Source organism: Mycolicibacillus koreensis, assembly GCF_002104795.1.
Classification (GTDB): domain Bacteria; phylum Actinomycetota; class Actinomycetes; order Mycobacteriales; family Mycobacteriaceae; genus Mycobacterium; species Mycobacterium koreense.
On the sequence record NZ_NCXO01000004.1, the window covers coordinates 33,023 to 51,265 of the forward strand.

23 protein-coding genes are annotated in these 18,243 nt (G+C 69.6%); 13 read left to right on the plus strand and 10 right to left on the minus strand.

Annotated features, from left to right (window positions below):
- Positions 1 to 29: 29 nt before the first annotated feature.
- Complete coding sequence (locus tag B8W67_RS02760) at positions 30 to 482, plus strand: CBS domain-containing protein (RefSeq protein ID WP_069392906.1); 453 nt, start codon at positions 30 to 32, stop codon at positions 480 to 482.
- A 7-nt stretch (positions 483 to 489) separates the two neighbouring features.
- Entirely contained in the window at positions 490 to 1,776 is a 1,287-nt protein-coding gene (locus tag B8W67_RS02765; RefSeq protein WP_069392907.1) for an ArsB/NhaD family transporter, read from the plus strand.
- A 10-nt stretch (positions 1,777 to 1,786) separates the two neighbouring features.
- Here B8W67_RS02765 and B8W67_RS02770 read toward each other — a convergent pair whose 3' ends face one another.
- Both B8W67_RS02770 and B8W67_RS02775 read right to left on the minus strand, forming a co-directional pair.
- Positions 1,787 to 2,971: a class I SAM-dependent RNA methyltransferase gene (locus B8W67_RS02770; RefSeq protein ID WP_069392908.1), complete on the minus strand. Its 1,185-nt coding sequence runs from the start codon at positions 2,969 to 2,971 to the stop codon at positions 1,787 to 1,789.
- The gene (locus B8W67_RS02775) at positions 2,968 to 4,971 is read right to left on the minus strand and encodes an APC family permease (RefSeq protein ID WP_069392909.1); all 2,004 of its coding nucleotides are present in this window, start codon (positions 4,969 to 4,971) and stop codon (positions 2,968 to 2,970) included. The genes B8W67_RS02770 and B8W67_RS02775 overlap by 4 nt, the downstream gene beginning before the upstream one ends.
- 115 nt (positions 4,972 to 5,086) lie before the next feature.
- Between B8W67_RS02775 and B8W67_RS02780 the strand changes: the two genes are divergently transcribed.
- Both B8W67_RS02780 and B8W67_RS02785 read left to right on the plus strand, forming a co-directional pair.
- Positions 5,087 to 5,764: a potassium channel family protein gene (locus tag B8W67_RS02780; RefSeq protein ID WP_084228938.1), complete on the plus strand. Its 678-nt coding sequence runs from the start codon at positions 5,087 to 5,089 to the stop codon at positions 5,762 to 5,764.
- Positions 5,761 to 6,423 carry a potassium channel family protein gene (locus tag B8W67_RS02785; protein WP_069392911.1) on the plus strand — a complete coding sequence of 221 codons (663 nt, stop codon included), beginning with the start codon at positions 5,761 to 5,763 and terminating at the stop codon, positions 6,421 to 6,423. The genes B8W67_RS02780 and B8W67_RS02785 overlap by 4 nt, the downstream gene beginning before the upstream one ends.
- Here B8W67_RS02785 and B8W67_RS02790 read toward each other — a convergent pair.
- Both B8W67_RS02790 and B8W67_RS02795 read right to left on the minus strand, forming a co-directional pair.
- Positions 6,409 to 7,101 (minus strand): DUF3159 domain-containing protein, encoded by a 693-nt coding sequence (locus B8W67_RS02790; RefSeq protein WP_069392912.1) that lies wholly within the window; start codon positions 7,099 to 7,101, stop codon positions 6,409 to 6,411. The genes B8W67_RS02785 and B8W67_RS02790 overlap by 15 nt on opposite strands.
- A 31-nt stretch (positions 7,102 to 7,132) precedes the next feature.
- Positions 7,133 to 7,504 carry an OB-fold nucleic acid binding domain-containing protein gene (locus tag B8W67_RS02795; RefSeq protein WP_069392913.1) on the minus strand — a complete coding sequence of 124 codons (372 nt, stop codon included), beginning with the start codon at positions 7,502 to 7,504 and terminating at the stop codon, positions 7,133 to 7,135.
- A gap of 129 nt (positions 7,505 to 7,633) precedes the next feature.
- Here B8W67_RS02795 and B8W67_RS02800 point away from each other — a divergent pair, with 129 nt between their 5' ends.
- Positions 7,634 to 8,335 (plus strand): hypothetical protein, encoded by a 702-nt coding sequence (locus B8W67_RS02800; RefSeq protein ID WP_069392914.1) that lies wholly within the window; start codon positions 7,634 to 7,636, stop codon positions 8,333 to 8,335.
- A gap of 11 nt (positions 8,336 to 8,346) precedes the next feature.
- Here B8W67_RS02800 and B8W67_RS02805 read toward each other — a convergent pair whose 3' ends face one another.
- Complete coding sequence (locus B8W67_RS02805) at positions 8,347 to 9,021, minus strand: DUF3710 domain-containing protein (protein WP_084228939.1); 675 nt, start codon at positions 9,019 to 9,021, stop codon at positions 8,347 to 8,349.
- 13 nt (positions 9,022 to 9,034) lie between these two features.
- Positions 9,035 to 9,499, minus strand: a complete 465-nt coding sequence (gene dut / locus B8W67_RS02810) for a dUTP diphosphatase (protein WP_069392915.1) — start codon at positions 9,497 to 9,499, stop codon at positions 9,035 to 9,037.
- A gap of 25 nt (positions 9,500 to 9,524) precedes the next feature.
- On the opposite strand from dut, the gene B8W67_RS02815 reads away from it, so the two are divergent.
- A complete protein-coding gene (locus tag B8W67_RS02815; RefSeq protein ID WP_069392916.1) occupies positions 9,525 to 10,022 on the plus strand; it encodes a DUF3093 domain-containing protein in 498 nt (165 codons plus the stop codon).
- 36 nt (positions 10,023 to 10,058) lie between these two features.
- On the opposite strand, the gene B8W67_RS02820 is transcribed toward B8W67_RS02815, so the two are convergent.
- Entirely contained in the window at positions 10,059 to 10,361 is a 303-nt protein-coding gene (locus B8W67_RS02820; RefSeq protein ID WP_069392927.1) for a DUF4193 domain-containing protein, read from the minus strand.
- A 168-nt stretch (positions 10,362 to 10,529) separates the two neighbouring features.
- Here B8W67_RS02820 and cei point away from each other — a divergent pair, with 168 nt between their 5' ends.
- A complete protein-coding gene (gene cei / locus B8W67_RS02825) occupies positions 10,530 to 11,177 on the plus strand; it encodes an envelope integrity protein Cei (protein WP_069392917.1) in 648 nt (215 codons plus the stop codon).
- A gap of 12 nt (positions 11,178 to 11,189) precedes the next feature.
- Here the strand turns inward: cei and B8W67_RS02830 are convergent, their stop codons facing one another.
- Positions 11,190 to 12,065, minus strand: coding sequence for an inositol monophosphatase family protein (locus B8W67_RS02830; protein ID WP_069392918.1), 876 nt, complete (start codon positions 12,063 to 12,065; stop codon positions 11,190 to 11,192).
- Between the two features lie 83 nt (positions 12,066 to 12,148).
- Between B8W67_RS02830 and ppgK the strand changes: the two genes are divergently transcribed.
- Together ppgK and B8W67_RS02840 are read left to right on the plus strand one after the other, a co-directional pair.
- On the plus strand, positions 12,149 to 12,934 hold the full coding sequence (ppgK, locus tag B8W67_RS02835; protein ID WP_069392919.1) for a polyphosphate--glucose phosphotransferase: 786 nt from the start codon (positions 12,149 to 12,151) through the stop codon (positions 12,932 to 12,934).
- A 178-nt stretch (positions 12,935 to 13,112) separates the two neighbouring features.
- Entirely contained in the window at positions 13,113 to 14,543 is a 1,431-nt protein-coding gene (locus B8W67_RS02840; protein WP_197747587.1) for an RNA polymerase sigma factor, read from the plus strand.
- 46 nt (positions 14,544 to 14,589) lie between these two features.
- On the opposite strand, the gene B8W67_RS02845 is transcribed toward B8W67_RS02840, so the two are convergent.
- Complete coding sequence (locus B8W67_RS02845) at positions 14,590 to 14,952, minus strand: DUF952 domain-containing protein (RefSeq protein ID WP_069392558.1); 363 nt, start codon at positions 14,950 to 14,952, stop codon at positions 14,590 to 14,592.
- Between the two features lie 150 nt (positions 14,953 to 15,102).
- On the opposite strand from B8W67_RS02845, the gene B8W67_RS02850 reads away from it, so the two are divergent.
- Together B8W67_RS02850 and B8W67_RS02855 are read left to right on the plus strand one after the other, a co-directional pair.
- A complete protein-coding gene (locus tag B8W67_RS02850; RefSeq protein ID WP_069392559.1) occupies positions 15,103 to 15,294 on the plus strand; it encodes a DUF7455 domain-containing protein in 192 nt (63 codons plus the stop codon).
- A 94-nt stretch (positions 15,295 to 15,388) separates the two neighbouring features.
- Positions 15,389 to 16,411 carry a YihY/virulence factor BrkB family protein gene (locus tag B8W67_RS02855; RefSeq protein ID WP_069392560.1) on the plus strand — a complete coding sequence of 341 codons (1,023 nt, stop codon included), beginning with the start codon at positions 15,389 to 15,391 and terminating at the stop codon, positions 16,409 to 16,411.
- Here B8W67_RS02855 and B8W67_RS02860 read toward each other — a convergent pair.
- Positions 16,398 to 16,637, minus strand: a complete 240-nt coding sequence (locus tag B8W67_RS02860) for a DUF3039 domain-containing protein (RefSeq protein ID WP_069392561.1) — start codon at positions 16,635 to 16,637, stop codon at positions 16,398 to 16,400. The genes B8W67_RS02855 and B8W67_RS02860 overlap by 14 nt on opposite strands.
- Positions 16,638 to 16,716: 79 nt before the next feature.
- On the opposite strand from B8W67_RS02860, the gene B8W67_RS02865 reads away from it, so the two are divergent.
- Both B8W67_RS02865 and B8W67_RS02870 read left to right on the plus strand, forming a co-directional pair.
- Positions 16,717 to 17,112 (plus strand): DUF3099 domain-containing protein, encoded by a 396-nt coding sequence (locus B8W67_RS02865; RefSeq protein ID WP_069392562.1) that lies wholly within the window; start codon positions 16,717 to 16,719, stop codon positions 17,110 to 17,112.
- Positions 17,113 to 17,252: 140 nt separating this feature from the next.
- Positions 17,253 to 18,224, plus strand: a complete 972-nt coding sequence (locus B8W67_RS02870) for a sigma-70 family RNA polymerase sigma factor (protein WP_069392563.1) — start codon at positions 17,253 to 17,255, stop codon at positions 18,222 to 18,224.
- Positions 18,225 to 18,243: the final 19 nt, after the last annotated feature.

Sequence of the window (18,243 nt, forward strand, 5' to 3'; positions counted from 1 at the left end):
ATTCTACGCAGCACGATAAGGTGCGGTGCATGCACGCCGAAGACATCGCGGAGAGATTTCCGGTCGTCGCCATCGATTCCCCCGCCCTGGATGCCGCCCGACTGCTCGCCGATCACCGGCTGCCCGGCATCGTGGTCACCGACGGCTCGGGACGCCCCCACGCAGTGCTGCCGGCCTCGCAGGTGGTGGCGTTCATCGTGCCGCGCTATGTGCAGGACGACCCGTCGCTGGCCGGGGTGCTCAACGAGTCGATGGCCGACCGGATCGTGCAGGAACTCGACGGCAAGACGGTGCGCGACGTACTGCCCGAACACCTCCACGACGTCCCCCCGGTCGATGCCGACGACACCCTCGTCGAGGTGGCCGCGGCGATGTCGCGGCTGCACAGCCCGCTGCTGGCGGTGGACAAGGACGGACGGTTCGTCGGGGTGATCACCGCCTCGCGGGTGCTGGCCGCAGCGCTGGGCACCGGGGAGCGTTGAGCCGGTGATGGCTGCCGTCGCGGTCACGGTGTTCGTGGCCGCCTACATCGCGATCGCCAGCGATCGGATCAACAAGACCACCGCGGCGCTGGCCGGAGCCGGGGTCGTGGTGTTGCTGCCGGTGATCGACTCGCGCGACATCTTCTTCTCCCACGAGACCGGCATCGACTGGGATGTCATCTTCCTGCTGTTCGGGATGATGATCATCGTCGGCGTGCTGCGCCAGACCGGCGTGTTCGAGTATTCGGCGATCTGGGCGGCCAAACGGGCCGGCGGCAGCCCGCTGCGCGTCATGATCCTGCTGGTGCTGATCACCGCGTTCGCCTCGGCGCTGCTGGACAACGTGACCACGGTGCTGCTGATCGCGCCGGTGACGTTGCTGGTCTGCGACCGGCTGGCGATCAACCCGGTGCCGTTTCTCATCGCCGAGGTGCTGGCCTCCAACATCGGCGGGGCCGCCACCTTGGTCGGCGACCCGCCCAACATCATCATCGCCAGCCGCGCCGGGCTGACGTTCAACGATTTCCTCGTGCACATGCTGCCGATCGTGGTGATCGTCATGATCGCGGTGGTGGCGCTGCTGCCGGTGCTGTTCCGCGGGGCGTTCGGGGTGGACCCGGCGCGGGTGGCCGACGTGATGGCGCTGGAGGAACGCGAAGCGATCCGCGACCGGTCGCTGCTGATCAAATGCGGCGTGGTGCTGGCGCTGGTGTTCTCGGCGTTCATGGCCCACTCGCTGGTGCACATCGAACCGTCGATCGTGGCGCTGCTCGGCGCCGGGGTGCTGGTGGTGATCTCGCGCCTGCGCCAGTCCGACTACCTCTCAAGCGTCGAATGGGAGACCCTGCTGTTCTTCGCCGGGCTGTTCGTCATGGTCGGGGCGCTGGTGAAGACCGGAGTGGTCGAATCGCTGGCGCGCTCGGCGATCGAGTTGACCGGCGGCGACATGCTGTTCACCACGATGCTGATCCTGGGGGTCTCCGCCCCGGTGTCCGGCATCATCGACAACATCCCCTACGTGGCGACGATGACCCCGATCGTCGGGGAGCTCGCCGCCGCCGGCGGCGACGGCCACCAGGGCGTGCTGTGGTGGGCGCTGGCGCTCGGCGCGGATTTCGGCGGCAACCTCACCGCGGTGGGCGCCAGCGCCAACGTGGTGATGCTCGGCATCGCCCGCCGCGCCGGCAACCCGATCTCGTTCTGGGAGTTCACCCGCAAGGGCGCGATCGTGACCGTGGTCGCGGTGGCGCTGTGCGTGCCCTACCTGTGGCTGCGCTACTTCGTGCTGGCCTGAGCCTCCCGGCTCACCGGTGTGCCCGGGTCAGCAGCCCCACACACTCCACATGATGGGTCAGCGGAAACGCGTCGAACACCGTGATCTGCTCGACGGCGTACCCGTGGCCGCGGTAGAGCCCGATGTCACGGGCGAATGCCGCTGCCTCACAGCCGATGTGGATGATTCGCGGCACATCGGCGTCGGCGAGCAGCCCGATCACCTCCCGCCCGGCGCCGGTGCGCGGCGGGTCGAGCACCGCGGCATCGGCGCCCGAGCGCTCCTTGGCCAGCACGCGACGCACCGAGTCGGTGCGCACCGACACCTGCGGCAGATCGGCCAGCGCAGCGCGCGCTGCCCCGGTCGCGGCGCGTGAGGTATCGACGCTGAGCACCCGTCCGGACTCCCCCACCGACGCCGCGAGCGCGGCGGCGAACACCCCCGCCCCACCGTAGAGATCCCAGGCGGACGCACCGGCCGACAGCTGCGCCCAGTCGGCCACCAGCGCGCTGTAGTGGGCGGGCGCGTCGCGGTGGGCCTGCCAGAACGCGGTCACCGGCAGCCGCCACGACCGCCCGGCGACCGTGTAGTGGGCGTGATACTTCCCGGCGAGCACCTCCGGGCGCCCGCCGCCGGTGACCACGAGGTGGCGGGTGCGGTCGTCGTCGATGACGGCGTGGAGTTGCGTCGCGGGCGGCAACCGCAGATCGTCGAGACCGTCGATCAGCGCCGCCGGCAGCTGACCGCAACGCAGATCGGTCACCAGGGCGTCGCTGCGGTAGCGGTGCAGCCCGGCGCGACCGTCGGCACCCACATCCAGCCGCACCCGGTCGCGCCACCCGGTGGCCTGCCCGCCCCCCAGCGGCTGCACGGCACCGGCCCAGTGGTAGCCGCCGAGGCGGTCGAGCTGGTTGGCGACCACGTCGGCTTTGAGCCGCCGGGCGGCCTCCGGCGCGGCGAACGCGAGGTCGCAGCATCCGGCGCCGTCGGGCCCGGCGATCGGGCACAGCGGCGCGACCCGGTCGGGTGAGGCGCTGATCACCTCCCGCACCTGGGCATGCCAGTAGGCGTCGCGGCGCGTGGTCACCTCGGCGCGCACCTGTTCGCCGGGCAGCGCACCGCGCACGAACACCACCCGGCCGTCGTGGTGGGCCACGCAGCTGCCCCCGTTGGCGGGTGGACCGGCCGTCAGTGTCAGCGTCTCGGTGTCGCTCACAGCGCCTCGTCGACGAAGCCGCGGCGGGTGTCGCCGGGCGCAACACGGTGATGCAGGGTTTTCAGACGCTCGGAGGAGTTGAGCTGCCAGGGCACCGAGGTGACCATCACCTGGGGCATGAACAGCAACCGGGTCTTCAGCCGGAACGCGCTCTGGTTGTGCAGCAGCTGCCCCCACCACCGGCCCACCACGTATTCGGGGATGAACACGGTCACCACGGTGCGCGGCGACTCGTTGCTGATCCGTTTGACGTAGTCGAGCACCGGGCGGGTGACCTCCCGGTACGGCGAGGCGATGACCTTCAGCGGCACCGCGACATCGCTCTGCTCCCACTGCTGCACCAGCGCCCGGGTCTCGGCGTCATCGACGCTGACCGTGATCGCCTCGAGGACGTCCGGGCGGGTGGCCCGGGCATAGGCCAACGCCCGCAGCGTCGGCAGGTGCAGTTTGGAGACCAGCACCAGGGCGTGGTTGCGGCTGGGCAGCACCGTCGCGGTCTCGTCGTCGCTCTGGCGGGCCAGTTCCCGGCTGATGGACGCGTAGTGGCGGTGGATGAGTTTCATCAGCGCGAACAGCACCGTCATCGCCAGGATGGCGATCCACGCACCGGCGAGGAACTTGGTCACCAACACGACCAGCAGCACCGTGGCGGTGCACACCGAACCGACCAGGTTGACCATCCGTGAGCGCAGCATGGTGCGCCGTGCCCGCGGGTCGGTCTCGGTGGCCAGCAGCCGGGTCCAGTGCCGGACCATGCCGATCTGGCTCAGGGTGAACGACACGAACACCCCGACGATGTACAGCTGGATCAACGCGGTCACTTTGGCTTGGAACGCGACCGTCACCGCCATCGCGGCGATCGCCAAGAACACGATCCCGTTGGAGAACGCCAGCCGGTCACCCCGGGTGTGCAGCTGGCGCGGCAGGTAGCTGTGTTGGGCCAGAACCGAACCGAGGACCGGGAAGCCGTTGAAGGCGGTGTTGGCCGCCAGCACCAGAATCAGGGCGGTCACCGCGGTCACCGACACGAAGCCGAGGTGGAAGCTCCCGAACACGGTGTCGGCCAGTTGGGCGATCACGGTCTTCTGGTTGTAGTCCGCCGGGGCGCCGCCGAGCTGGGTGTGCGGGTCGTCGACGATCTGCACACCGGTCTGGTGGGCCAGCAGCACGATGCCCATCAGCATCGACACCGAGACGACCCCCATCAACAACAGGGTGGTCGCAGCGTTGCGCGACTTCGGTTTCCGAAACGCCGGCACGCCGTTGCTGATCGCCTCGACCCCGGTCAGCGCCGCGCAACCCGACGAGAACGAGCGGGCCACCAAGAACACCAACGCCACACCGGCGATCGCCCCACCTTCGGCGTGCATCTCGAAGCCCGCCGACTCCGCGCGCAGCGGCTCACCGAGCACCCAGATGCGGAACAGCCCCCACCCGAGGGTGACTGCCATCGCCGCGATGAACGCGTAGGTGGGGATGGCGAACGCCACCCCCGATTCGCGCACCCCGCGCAGGTTTATCGCCATCACCGCCACGATCGCGCCGACGGCGAACAGCACCTTGTGTTCGGCGATCAGCGGATACGCCGAGCCGATGTTGGAGACCGCCGAGGAGATCGACACCGCCACCGTCAGCACGTAGTCGACCAGTAGCGCCGAGCCAACGGTGAGGCCGGCGTTGGCGCCGAGGTTGGTGGTGGCGACCTCGAAGTCGCCACCACCGGAGGGGTAGGCGTGCACGTTCTGGCGATAGCTGGCCACCACGACGAGCATCACGAACGCCACCGCCAGGCCGATCCACGGTGTCAGCGAGTAGGCGGCCAGCCCGGCCACCGACAGCATGAGGAACACTTCTTCAGGCGCGTAGGCCACCGACGACAGCGCGTCGGAGGCGAACACCGGCAGCGCGATCCGCTTGGGCAGCAGAGTGTGCTGAAGGCGGTCGCTGCGGAACGGCCGGCCCAGGATGACCCGGCGTGCCGCGGTGGAAAATTTGGACACGAGAGCCAAGGGTATGCCTGTGCGCCGGTGGCGGTAGCGTTCGACGTAGGTAATGGCGACAGCGGGTGGGACAGCCAGTGGACGGAAGCGAATTCACCAGCCGAAAGGACCTCGGGTGCGGGTTGTAGTGATGGGGTGTGGCCGGGTCGGCTCCTCGCTGGCCGACGGGCTATCCCGGATCGGTCACGACGTGGCCGTCATCGACCGGGACAGCACGGCGTTCAGCCGACTCAGCCCCGAATTCAGCGGGGAGCGGGTGCTCGGGATGGGGTTCGACCGCGACGTGCTGCTGCAGGCCGGTATCGAGGACGCCGGGGCGTTCGCGGCGGTGTCCTCCGGGGACAACTCCAACATCATCTCCGCGCGGTTGGCGCGTGAGACGTTCGGGGTGGACCGGGTGGTGGCCCGCATCTACGACGCGAAACGCGCCGCGGTGTACGAACGCCTCGGTATCCCCACGGTGGCGACCGTGCCGTGGACCACCGACCGGCTGCTCAATATCTTGACCCGCGACACCGAGACCGCGAAATGGCGCGACCCGACCGGGACCGTGGCGGTCGTCGAGGTGGTGCTGCACGAGAACTGGGTGGGCCACAAGGTCACCGACTTGGAGGCGGCCAGCGGCGCGCGGGTGGCGTTTCTGCTGCGGTTCGGCTCGGGGCTGCTGCCCGACGGGAAGACGATCATCCAGGCCGGCGACCAGGTGTATGTGGCGGCGGTCTCCGGCCATGCCGCCGAGGCGGTAGCGATCGCCGCACTGCCTCCCAGCGAGGGTTTCGAGGGGCACCGATGAAGGTCTTGATCGGCGGGGCCGGCGCGGTGGGGCGCTCGATAGCCCGGGAGCTCATCGACAGCGGCCATGAGGTCTGCCTGATCGAACGCAACGCCGACCACATCGACACCGACGCATTGGCGGCCGCGCAGTGGCAACTCGGCGACACCTGTGAGCTGAGCCTGCTCGAGTCGGTGCATCTGGAGACCTTCGATGTGGTGATCGCCGCGACCGGCGACGACAAGGCCAACGTGGTGCTCTCGCTGCTGGCCAAAACCGAGTTCGCGGTGCCGCGGGTGGTGGCCCGGGTCAACGATCCGCGCAACGAGTGGCTGTTCACCGAGGCGTGGGGGGTGGACGTGGCGGTGTCCACCCCGCGGATGCTGGCCTCGCTGGTCGAGGAGGCCGTCGCCGTGGGCGACCTGGTCCGGTTGATGACGTTCCGCAAGGGCGAGTCCAATCTGGTCGAGATCACCCTGCCCGACGACACCCCGTGGGGTGGTCGTCCGGTGCGCAAACTGGAGTTGCCGCGCGACGCGGCGCTGGTGACGATCCTGCGCGGGCCGCGGGTGATCGTCCCGCAGTCCGACGAGCCGCTGGAGGGCGGCGATGAGTTGCTGTTCGTCGCCACCGCCGACGTCGAAGACCAGTTGCGCGCGCTGCTGCTACCGCCCCACTGACTCCACCGGGTTCGGGGTGTCCGGCTCGCCGGGGTCGGACGCGGGCCGATCCACGGCGGCGTCGGCGTCGTCGTCGAGACGGCGCTGGACGTTTTTGATCACCAGGTAGGTGACGACGGCGGCCAACGCGGTCAACGGCCAGCCCATCGCGATGCGCGCCACCGCCAGCCAGCCGGTCTGGTCGGCGTTGAACAGCAGTGCCTGCACCACGAACCGGGCACCGAACACCGCCACCCAGGTGGCGGTGGCCACGTCGAACGCCCACACCGCCGCACGCAGCTCACGCCAGCTCCGGTCCCGGCCGGTTGTCCAGCTCCACAGGTACCCGACCACCGGACGGCGGATCAGGATCGACACCGCGAACACCGCGGCCCACACCAGCGACATCACGATGCCCAACAGGAAATATCCGCGCGATTCCCCGGTCAGATAGGCGATGAGCACACAGATGGCGACCCCGAAGAACCCGGACAGCGCCGGTTGGGTGGATTGGCGACGCAGCAGACGCCAGCCGAGCACGGCGGTGGCCGCGCCCAGCGCGGCCACGATCGCCGCCCGTAGCCCGAACAGGCTGGAGACGGGCACGAACACCAGCACCGGCAGTGAGGAATAGATCAGCCCGCTGACCCCGCCGACCTGGTCGAGCAGTCGCTGATAGCCCTGCGGGGCGTCGCTCATCGCCGGTTCCCCGCGCGGCGGTGCGGACCGGTCACTGCTGGATTTCGTAGTGCGGGTTGTAGATCATCTTGGCGCCGTTGTCCGCGCGTCCCAGCCGGCCGTGCACCCGCAGGGTGCGCCCGGACTCGATACCCGGGATGCGCCGCTGCCCCAACCAGACCAGGGTCACCGTGTCGGTGCCGTCGAAGAGTTCCGCGCGGACCCCGCCGACACACCCCTTGGCGTTGGTCTCCACGGTGCGCAGCACGCCGACCATGGTGACTTCTTGGCCGCGCTCGCAGTCGACGACCCGCTGCGCGCCGGTGTTGACCGCCTCGTCGGAGAGCTCCTCGGCGTCACGCAGCTCGGGATCTTCGGTCAGCCGACGGGTGAGTCGGCGGACAAAACCTCCGGGCGCGGCCATCGTCTCTCCTGTCCTGTCGTATGCCTGATCTCGGCGTTCAAGGGCCACCGTAGACCTGTTGCCGGGCAAATGCCACGCGGCCGGCGGGGCGGGTCGGCGCCGCTGGGGGCCGGCGGGCACGATCAGGATATGACCGTGTCGCTGCGCCATGTCCGCACCGTCGTGCTGCCCGGCACCGGATCCGACGACGACTACGCCCACCGTGCGTTCGCCGACCCGTTGCACCAGGTCGGAGCGGTTCCGGTGACTCCGCGGCCGCGGCCCGCAGCCCTCATCGACGGCTATTGGGCCGCGTTGGACGCCGCCGCGGCGCACGGCCCGATCGCCGTCGGCGGGGTGTCGATCGGGGCGGCCGTCGCCGTCGCGTGGGCGCTGCGTCATCCCGATCACACCGTGGCGGTGCTGGCCGCGCTGCCGGCGTGGACCGGCGATCCCTCGGGCTGCCCGGCGGCCGGCTCCGCGTTGGCGACCGCGGCGCAGCTGCGCCGCGACGGTTTGGCGGCCACCACCGCCCAGATGGCGGCGGCCAGCCCCGCGTGGCTGGCCGCCGAACTCACCCGGTCGTGGCGTGGGCAGTGGCCGGGGCTACCCGAGGCGATGGAGACCGCCGCCGGATATGTCGCGCCAACCGGCACCGAACTGGCCGCGCTGCGCGCGCCGCTGGGGGTGGCCGCAGCCGCCGACGACCCGATTCATCCGCTGGCGGTGGGCGCCGAATGGGTTGCCGCGGTCGATCGCGGCGCGCTGCGGGTGTTGACCCTCGAGGAGATCGGCGCCGACCCCGCCGCGTTGGGACGGGCCTGTCTGGCGGCGCTGGCCGAGGCCGGCTGAGTGCCGCCGGGTCAGCCGCCGGTGATGGTGCGCAACTGCTGCATCGCCGATCCGTCGACGCTGCGCCGCTCCACCGTCTCCTGCGGCGGCGGCTCGTGCGCTCCGGCGTTCTCGCGGGCCGCGGCGGTCGCCTGGCGCAGTTGCTCGGCCATCGGTTCGGGCAGCACCACCGGCAGCGGGGTCCGTACCGGCATCGGAGTGTCACCACGGCGCACCACGGTGTCGGCGAGCGCCCGGCGCGCCTCCTCGGCGAGTGCCTCCACGGTCTCCGGCGCCCCGTTGACCACGCAGCGGATCATCCAGCGGTAGCCGTCGACCCCGATGAAGCGGACCACCCCGGCTCCGGCACCGACGACCTCGCGGCCCCACCGGCCGTCGACGATCGACACCTCCGCCGCGTCGTTGCGCAGCGACTCGGCCAGCTCGGCGGCGACCTCCCGCCACAGCCCGGTCGATTTGGGTGCGGCGTAGGCGGCGATGGTGAACCGGCCGTTGGGGGTCACCACCCACACCGCGTTGGGCACCCCCGCCTCGGTCAGCTCGACCTGGACCTGCCCGGTCTGCGGGATCGGTAGCAGCACGGACCCGAGGTCCAGGCGTGCCTGCTCAGCCGCCTTGGGATCGTCGAAATCGTCGATGTCGAAGGGGCCGTCAACGTCGTCGACGAGGTCATCGTTGTCACTCATTGCACTCTCCTGCTCACAAACTGGCGTGCCCGCCGGAGGATCCGTGACCGCCGTCGCCGCGGGTGGTGCCGGCGAGCCCGGCCTCGTCGAACGAGGCGACCTCCACCAACTCGGGCAGTTCCACACGCTGCACCAGCAGTTGCGCGATGCGGTCCCCGCGAGCCACCGCGATCGGCGTGGCCGGATCGAGGTTGATCAGCGAGACCTTGATCTCGCCACGGTAGCCCGCATCGATCGTCCCCGGGCTGTTGACGATCGAAAGTCCTACCCGCGCAGCCAATCCCGAACGGGGATGTACCAAACCGACCATCCCATAAGGGATCGCCACGGCAACCCCGGTCGGCACCAGGGCGCGCTGCCCGGGGCTCAACTCGACATCCACGGCGCTATAGAGGTCGACGCCGGCGTCGCCGTCGTGAGCCCGGTGGGGCAACGGCAACTCGGGGTCCAAACGGAGCACGGCCAGTCGGGTCGACACGAGGCCACAGACTACCCTTGATCCGATGTCCGGAACACGTGTCGCCCCACAGAGCGTGCGCTACGCCGAGCGGCTCTGGGTGCCGTGGTGGTGGTGGCCCCTGGGCTTTCTCGTCGCAGCGGTCTTCGCCTACGAGGTGAATCTGAGCCTGCGGAACCTGCCGGACTGGGTGCCCTACGCCGTGCTGGGCGCCGTCGCGGCCGCCACGCTGCTGTGGCTGGGGCGCGTGGAGGTCCGCGTCGTCGACGGCGGGGGCCCCGACGGGGTCGAGCTGTGGGTGGCCGACGCCCATCTGCCGGTCGGCGTCATCGCCCGCACCGCCGAGATTCCGCGTTCCGCGAAATCGGCGGCGCTGGGGCGTCAACTGGATCCGGCGGCGTTCGTCGTACACCGCGGCTGGGTGGGGCCGCTGCTGTTGGTGGTGCTCGACGACCCCGACGATCCCACGCCGTACTGGTTGTTCAGCTGTCGCCACCCCGAACGGATGCGGGCGGCGTTGGGCGTGGACTCCCCCTCCACCTGAGCCCCCGTCGATCCGCGTCGCCGACCGGCGGCCGCCTCACGCCGCGCAGTCGGTGCAGATCATCACGCCGTTCTTCTCGCTGGCCAGCCGACTGCGGTGTTGGACCAGAAAACAGCTCGAGCAGGTGAACTCGTCGGCCTGCTTCGGGATGACCCGTACGGACAGCTCTTCGCCGGACAAGTCGGCGCCGGGCAGCTCAAACGACTCGGCGGTCTCAGATTCATCGACGTCCACAACAGCCGACTGCGCTTCGTTGCGGCGCGCCTTGAGCTCCTCGATGGAGTCCTCGGAAACCTCGTCCGCCTCTGTGCGCCGTGGGGCGTCATAGTCGGTAGCCATCGTCATGTCCCCTCTTACAACCTCTGCAAGCAAAGGTTTGTACCAGCGTTAACCACTTCCACCAAACGATTCGTGCCCATCTCACATTCCATCCAACTGTGATTTACCTCACATCACCCCGGTGGTCGGCTCCGCGGCTGCGACGGAGGAGCCTTATAGAGTGCTTGCGTGGTCGCACAAATCACCGAAGGCACCGCCTTCGACAAACACGGTCATCCGTTCCGGCGGCGCAACCCTACACCCGCGTTGATCGCCGTGGTGGTCATGGTGCTGGCGACCACCGTGATCTGGGCCGTCGCGCTGACCCGTCACACCGACGCCGAACAGGTCGCTGTCTGCAACCCGCCGCCGAACACCTCCGCCGACCAGCCCACTCTGGGTGAGCAGGTGACCCCGTCGACGATGGTGGAGATCATCCCCGCCGACCTCTCCGCGACCACCGTACGGGTGCTCAACGCCAGCGGCCGCGGCGGACAAGCCACCGAGGTCGCCGGCGCGCTGCGTGACCTGGGGTTCCCGGCCCCGTCGGCGGCCAACGACCCGATCTATGCCAGCGAGCGGCTGGACTGCCAGGGCCAGATCCGCTTCGGCAAAGCCGGTGAGGCGGCCGCTGCGGCGGTCTGGCTCGTCGCTCCCTGCACCGAGCTGTTCCGCGACAACCGCGAGGACGACTCGGTCGACCTGGCGCTGGGAACCGACTTCGGCACGCTGACCCACAGCGACGACGTCGAGGCGGTGCTGGCCCGACTGCGTCCCGATGCCGCCGATGCCCCGGAGAAATCCCAGCTGATCCACGCCCACAGCGGAGTCTGCTGAGTCCCCCGGCGCTCAGCCGGCGATCGGCGCCATCCCGCCGAACTCCGCCAGCGTGTCGACCAGATCGGCGCTGACCGCCGGGGCGGCGGCGATCACCACCGCGCCCTCCCCGGTGCGCTCCGGTTCGGGGATCACCACCTGCGCGCCGGCCTCGGCGGCGATGAGCGCCCCTGCCGCCCAGTCCCAGCGGTTGAGGCCGTGCTCGTAGAACCCGTCCAGCGCCCCGGTGGCGACCAGGCACAGGTCGAGGGCGGCGGACCCGATGCGGCGTACGTCGCGGACCCGGGGCAGCATCTGGGCCAGCAGGTCGGCCTGGCCCCGTCGACGCGCCGCCGAATAGCCGAATCCGGTGCCCAGCAACGCCAGCGACAGGTCGGTGGCGCTGCTGCAGTGCAGCGCCTCGGTACCGGCCGCGGAGCGCCGGTGGGCTCCGACACCGCGTGCGGCCGAATACACCGTGTCGGCGGCGACATCGGCCACCGCGCCGGCCACCGAGACCCCGTTGATCTGGGCGGCCACCGACACCGCGAAGGCCGGAATGCCGTAGAGGAAGTTGACCGTGCCGTCGATCGGGTCGACGACCCAGGTGATCGTGTCGGGCGCCCCGGCACCGCGTTCAGATCCGCCCTCCTCCCCCAGCACCGGGTCACCGGGGCGCAGTTCGGCGAGGCGGCGGCGCAGCAGATCCTCGGTCTCGGTATCGACCACGGTCACCGGGTCGGTCGGGGTGCTCTTGGCGCGCACCGCAATCGGCGTCGCGGCCGCCGGGGCGAACACCTCGGCGCGGCGTCGCCGCACGAATGCGGCGGCTTCGCCGGCAACGGTCTCGGCGACCGCCCGCAGCGCCGCGGGTCGGACGTCATCGGGTCGGCCAGCCTCGGGGTGCACACCTCCATCGCAACACAAACCCGGCGGGTGCGCAGCAGCGCCGATTAGGGTGTGGGCACCATGTTCCCGTCGCAGGAGACCCGATGACCACCACCGGCAACGTCCCACCCCACCACGGATTCGGTGTCGACGTCGGCGGCAGCGGCATCAAGGGCGGCATCGTCGACCTGACCACCGGTCAGCTCGTCGGCGACCGGTTCAAACTGCCCACCCCGCAGCCGGCCACCCCTGAGGCGGTGGCCCGGACCGTCGCCGCGGTCGTCCGCGAGCTCGAGTGGCAGGGCCCGCTGGGGGTCACCTACCCGGGCGTGGTGAAAAACGGCAAGGTGCTCACCGCGGCCAACGTCGACAAGGGCTGGATCGGCGCCAACGTCCGCGACGTGATCAGCGCCGAGTTGCCCGGCCAGGACGTCACCGTGCTCAACGACGCCGACGCGGCGGGCCTGGCGGAGGTGCGCTTCGGCGCCGGCCGCGACCACGCCGGGGTGATCGTGTTGCTGACGTTCGGCACCGGGATCGGCTCGGCGGTCATCCACGACGGGGTGCTGCTGCCCAACACCGAGTTCGGGCACATCGACGTCGGCGGCAAGGAGGCCGAGCATCGGGCGGCCGCGTCGGTCAAAGAACGCAAGGACTGGAGCTACCGGAAGTGGACCCGGCAGGTCTCGAAGGTCCTCGCCGCGATCGAGAAGGCGATCTGGCCGGACCTGTTCATCGCCGGGGGCGGGATCAGCCGCAAGGCGCACAAGTGGTTGCCGCTGCTGGAGAGCGACACGCCGGTGGTGGCCGCGGCCCTGCAGAACACAGCCGGGATCGTGGGTGCGGCGATGGCCGCCGACCCGGGGTCGGGGTATCAGGTGGGGCGCTGAAATTCGCCCGCTGCAGCGGATCGTCATCCCGACTGCCGTTACAATGGCACACGACGGTCCTCGGCGGCCGTCCAACCGATAGCGGTGAGTATCTGCACAGATCACGACGCCGACATTCCATACAGCAGAAATCTCCGGTCGCGCCTGCCCACGCGGCCGAAGGATCCCGAGCGAAGGGGTGTACGTGGCAGCGACTAAGCCAAGCCCGGCGACCGACAAGCCGGTGAAGCGCACCGCTACCAAGGCCGCCGCCACGAAAGCCAGCAAGGCCGCCAAGGCCACCAGCACCGCCGCGACCGACGGTGCGGCAAAGCCGACCAAGGCGGCGGCGAAGAAGACCACCGCGGGGGCCGCTCCCCGTAAACGCGCGGCGAAAGCCGCCCCGGCGAAGAAGGCCGCCGCGAAGAAGGCCGCCCCGGCCAAGGCCCGTACCAGCCGGGCGAAGAAGGACACCGCGGCCGCCGACACCGGCGCGGCCACCGAGGCCGACGATCCGGACCTCGAGGCCGGTCCGGGCGCCAGCGAGATCGATGCCGCCGGTGAGGTCACCATCGAGGATCTCGCCGAGGACACCGCCGACGAGGAGATCGCCGAGCCGTCGGAGAAGGACAAGGCCTCGGGTGACTTCGTCTGGGACGAAGAGGAGTCCGAGGCACTGCGCCAGGCCCGCAAGGATGCCGAACTGACCGCATCGGCGGACTCGGTGCGCGCCTACCTCAAACAGATCGGCAAGGTGGCGCTGCTCAACGCCGAGGAGGAGGTGGAGCTCGCCAAGCGCATCGAGGCCGGTCTCTACGCCACCCAGAAGATGGCCGAGTTCGCCGCCAGCGGTGAGAAGCTCGCGGTGGCCTACCGCCGCGACATGTCCTGGATCTGCCGCGACGGTGACCGCGCCAAAAACCATCTGCTCGAGGCGAACCTGCGGCTGGTGGTGTCACTGGCGAAGCGCTACACGGGTCGAGGCATGGCGTTTTTGGACCTGATCCAGGAGGGCAACCTGGGCCTGATCCGCGCGGTGGAGAAATTCGACTACACCAAGGGTTATAAGTTCTCCACCTACGCCACCTGGTGGATCCGCCAGGCCATCACCCGCGCCATGGCCGACCAGGCGCGCACCATCCGCATCCCGGTGCACATGGTCGAGGTGATCAACAAGCTCGGCCGCATCCAACGGGAGTTGCTGCAGGACCTGGGCCGCGAGCCCACCCCCGAAGAGCTGGCCAAAGAGATGGACATCACCCCGGAGAAGGTGCTGGAGATCCAGCAGTACGCCCGGGAACCGATTTCGCTGGACCAGACCATCGGCGATGAGGGCGACTCGCAGCTCGGCGACTTCATCGAGGACAGCGAAGCGGTGGTGGCCGTCGACGCCGTCTCGTTCACGTTGCTGCAGGACCAGCTGCAGTCGGTGCTGGAGACCCTCTCCGAGCGGGAGGCGGGTGTGGTGCGCTTGCGGTTCGGCCTCACCGACGGCCAGCCCCGCACCCTCGATGAGATCGGGCAGGTCTACGGGGTCACCCGGGAACGGATCCGCCAGATCGAATCCAAGACGATGAGCAAGCTGCGCCACCCCAGCCGCTCGCAGGTGCTGCGCGACTACCTCGATTGAGCCTCCCCGGCCTGAGACGCACCCCGGCCTGAGACGCACCCCGGGATCACGGCTGCAACGGCGTGAAGCGCCCGTCGGGGCCGGGCCGATAGGCGGTGACGTCGACGACCGCGTCCACCGGCACCGTCCCGTACAGATGCGGGAACAGCATCCCCGCGGGATCCCCCGGCACCCCGGGCTCCCAGCGCAGTGGAGCGTCCAGTCGCTCGGCGGCGATGTGCACCAGCACCAGGTCGGTACGGTCGGCGAAGAGCCGGTTGGCGGGCAGATGAACCTGCTGCGGCGTCGACAGGTGGATGAATCCCACGCTGCCCAGCGACGGAGGTTGCAGGTGACCGCGGCGGCGGGCCGCCCGCCAGTCCTCGGCGCTGCACAGGTGCACCAGAATGTGGGGCGTCGCGGGTCTCATCGGGTCCAGGGTGCCGCACCGTGCCGCACGCCGCGGTGAGGTCGCGCCCCGCGGGCGAGGTGAGGTGCGACACACCAGGGCGCACCCGGGAACAACGCCGAATCCCCGTTCGTCTGACACAGTGGAGCTATGCATGAAACGGAGGGGGCTATGAACGCGACTCTGACCGGCCCGGAATTGACCAAGGCGGATCGGTGTGACCGCTGCGGTGCGGCGGCGCGGGTGCGTGCCACGCTGCCCTCCGGCGCTGAACTCCTCTTCTGCCAGCACCACGCCAACGCCCACGAGGCGAAGCTGATCGAGATGGCCGCCGTGCTGGAGTCCAGCCCGCTGGACGCGTAGCGGCCGGGCAACCACCCGCGACGAGTCCGAGAGACACAACTCACCGGTCGACAATCCGCGCGGGCGGGCTCTCGTCGGGGATGCTGGACCAGTCATGAGTCACCCAAACCCCGCCGAGCCCCCTGCGCGCCGGCGCCACCATGTGTGGCGCATCGTGCGGCGGACGCTTTCCAAGAGCTGGGACGACTCGATTTTCTCCGAGTCGGCGCAGGCGGGATTCTGGTCGGTGCTGTCCCTGCCGCCGCTGCTGCTGGGGATGCTCGGCAGTCTTTCCTACATCGCGCCGCTGTTCGGCCCGGACACGCTGCCGACCATTCAGGCGCGCCTCATCGGCGCCGCGGGGCGGTTCTTCTCGCAGAACGTCGTCACCGAGATCATCGAACCGACCGTGCACGACATCGTCGCCGGAGCACGCGGGGAGGTGGTGTCGCTCGGGTTCATCATCTCGCTGTGGGCGGGCTCCTCGGCGATCTCGGCGTTTGTCGACTCGGTGGTGGAGGCCCACGATCAGACCGAGCTCCGCCATCCGGTGCGCCAGCGGTTCTTCGCGCTGTTCCTCTACGTCGTGATGCAGGTGGTCATCATCGCGGCCGCTCCCCTGCTGGCGCTGGGCCCGCGCAAGATCGCCGAACATCTGCCGCAGAACTGGGCTCAGATGCTGCACCTGGCGTATTACCCGGTGCTGGGACTGATCCTGGTGTTCGGGGTCACGGTGCTGTACCGGGCGTCGCTGCCGCGACCGTTGCCGTCGCACCGGCTCGTCGTCGGCGCCCTGCTGGCCAGCACCGTGTTCGTGGTGACGACGCTGGGGCTGCGCGTCTATCTGCGCTACATCACCCAGACCGGTTACACCTACGGCGCGCTGGCCACCCCGATCGCGTTCCTGTTGTTCGCGTTCTTCCTGGGTTTCGCGATCATGATCGGGGCCGAACTCAACGCCGCCATCGAAGAGGAATGGCCGGCGCCGACCACCCACGTCGGCCGGATCCGGCACTGGCTGCGGGTGCGGCGGCGCTGGCTGCGCATGCGCCGGCGCGCCATCGTCCCCGCGGCCAGCCCCGTCGGGGCTCCCGGCACCGCCGAGGAACGCCCCGCGACGAAGGTCAGCCCTTCTTGAGCTTCTCGTAGATGCGTTTGCACTCCGGGCACACCGGCGAGCCCGGTTTGGCCGAACGGGTCACCGGGAAGACCTCCCCGCACAGCGCCACCACGTGGTTGCCCATCACCGCGCTCTCGGCGATCTTGTCCTTTTTGACGTAGTGGAAATACTTCGGGATGTCGCTGTCGGTCCCGTCATCGACGCGTTCGTCGGTGTCGGTGCGATCGAGGGTCTGGGTCTGCATGAGGCTATTCTGCCCGCGTGGCGCCGGCTTCGGGAAACCGACCGTGTCAGCGACCGCCGAATGTGGGACAGTGGAGGTTATGAAGCACGGCCCTGAGCTGGGTTTCGACGACGATGGTCGGCCAGTACTCATCACCGCCGCGGCACCCTCCTATGACGAGCAGCACCGCGCCCGGGTGCGCAAGTACCTGATCATGATGTCCTGCCGGATTCCGGCGTTTGTGCTGGCCGCGCTCGCCTACGCGCAGTGGCACAACGGCCTGCTGTCGATGGCGATCCTGGCCGTGTCGATTCCGCTGCCGTGGATGGCGGTGCTGATCGCCAACGACCGCCCACCGCGCCGCTCCGACGAGCCGCGCCGCTACGACGCGGCGCCGCGGCATCCCTCGCTGCTGCAAGCCGCCCACGACCGGATGCTCGAGGCCGGTCCGACGGCGCCGCAGTCCGACGACGGCCCGGAGTCGACACCGCGCTGACCTGCGTCACCGCACCGCGGGCCGGTGGGCGGCGACCCTGCGGCGCGACCGTCCGGTGTGAAAACTGATCGTCTGGGGAACTCCGCTCGCTGAGCCCGCGTTATACCGGTTGAGTGTTCATGCCGACCAGGAGGCCCACTATGGCGAAGACGACCACACGTGCCACCACAGGCCGGGTTGATGGCGAACTGGACGGCCAGAGCCCGGCAGCCGATCTGGTGCGGGTGTATCTCAACGGTATCGGCAAGACCGCACTGCTGACCGCTGCCGACGAAGTGGAGCTGGCCAAGCGCATCGAGGCCGGGCTCTACGCCAAGCACCTGTTGGAGACCCGCACCCGGTTCGGCGAGAAGCGACGCGCCACGCTGAGCGTGGTGGTCCGCGACGGCGAGGCCGCCCGGCGCCACCTGCTGGAAGCGAACCTGCGCCTGGTGGTGTCGCTGGCCAAGCGCTACACCGGCCGGGGAATGCCCCTGCTGGACCTCATTCAAGAGGGCAACCTGGGCCTGATCCGGGCGATGGAGAAGTTCGACTACGCCAAGGGATTCAAGTTCTCCACCTACGCGACGTGGTGGATCCGGCAGGCCATCACCCGCGGCATGGCCGACCAGTCGCGCACCATTCGACTGCCGGTCCACCTGGTGGAACAGGTCAACAAGCTGGCCCGTATCAAGCGGGAGATGCATCAGAGCCTGGGCCGCGAGGCCACCGACGAGGAGCTGGCCGATGAGTCCGGCATCGCGGTGGACAAGATCCACGACCTGCTCGATCACAGCCGCGACCCGGTGAGCCTGGACATGCCGGTCGGGACCGACGAAGAGGCTCCGCTGGGCGACTTCATCGAGGACGCCGAGGCGATGTCCGCGGAGAACGCGGTGATCGCCGAGATGCTGCACACCGATATCCGCACCGTGCTCGGCACTCTCGACGAACGTGAACAGCAGGTCATCCGGTTGCGCTTCGGTCTCGATGACGGCCAACCGCGCACCCTGGATCAGATCGGGAAGCTGTTCGGCCTGTCCCGGGAGCGGGTCCGCCAGATCGAGCGCGAAGTGATGGCCAAACTGCGCTACGGCGACCGGGCCGACCGGTTGCGGTCCTACGCCAGTTGAGCTACGCCAGCTGAGCCCA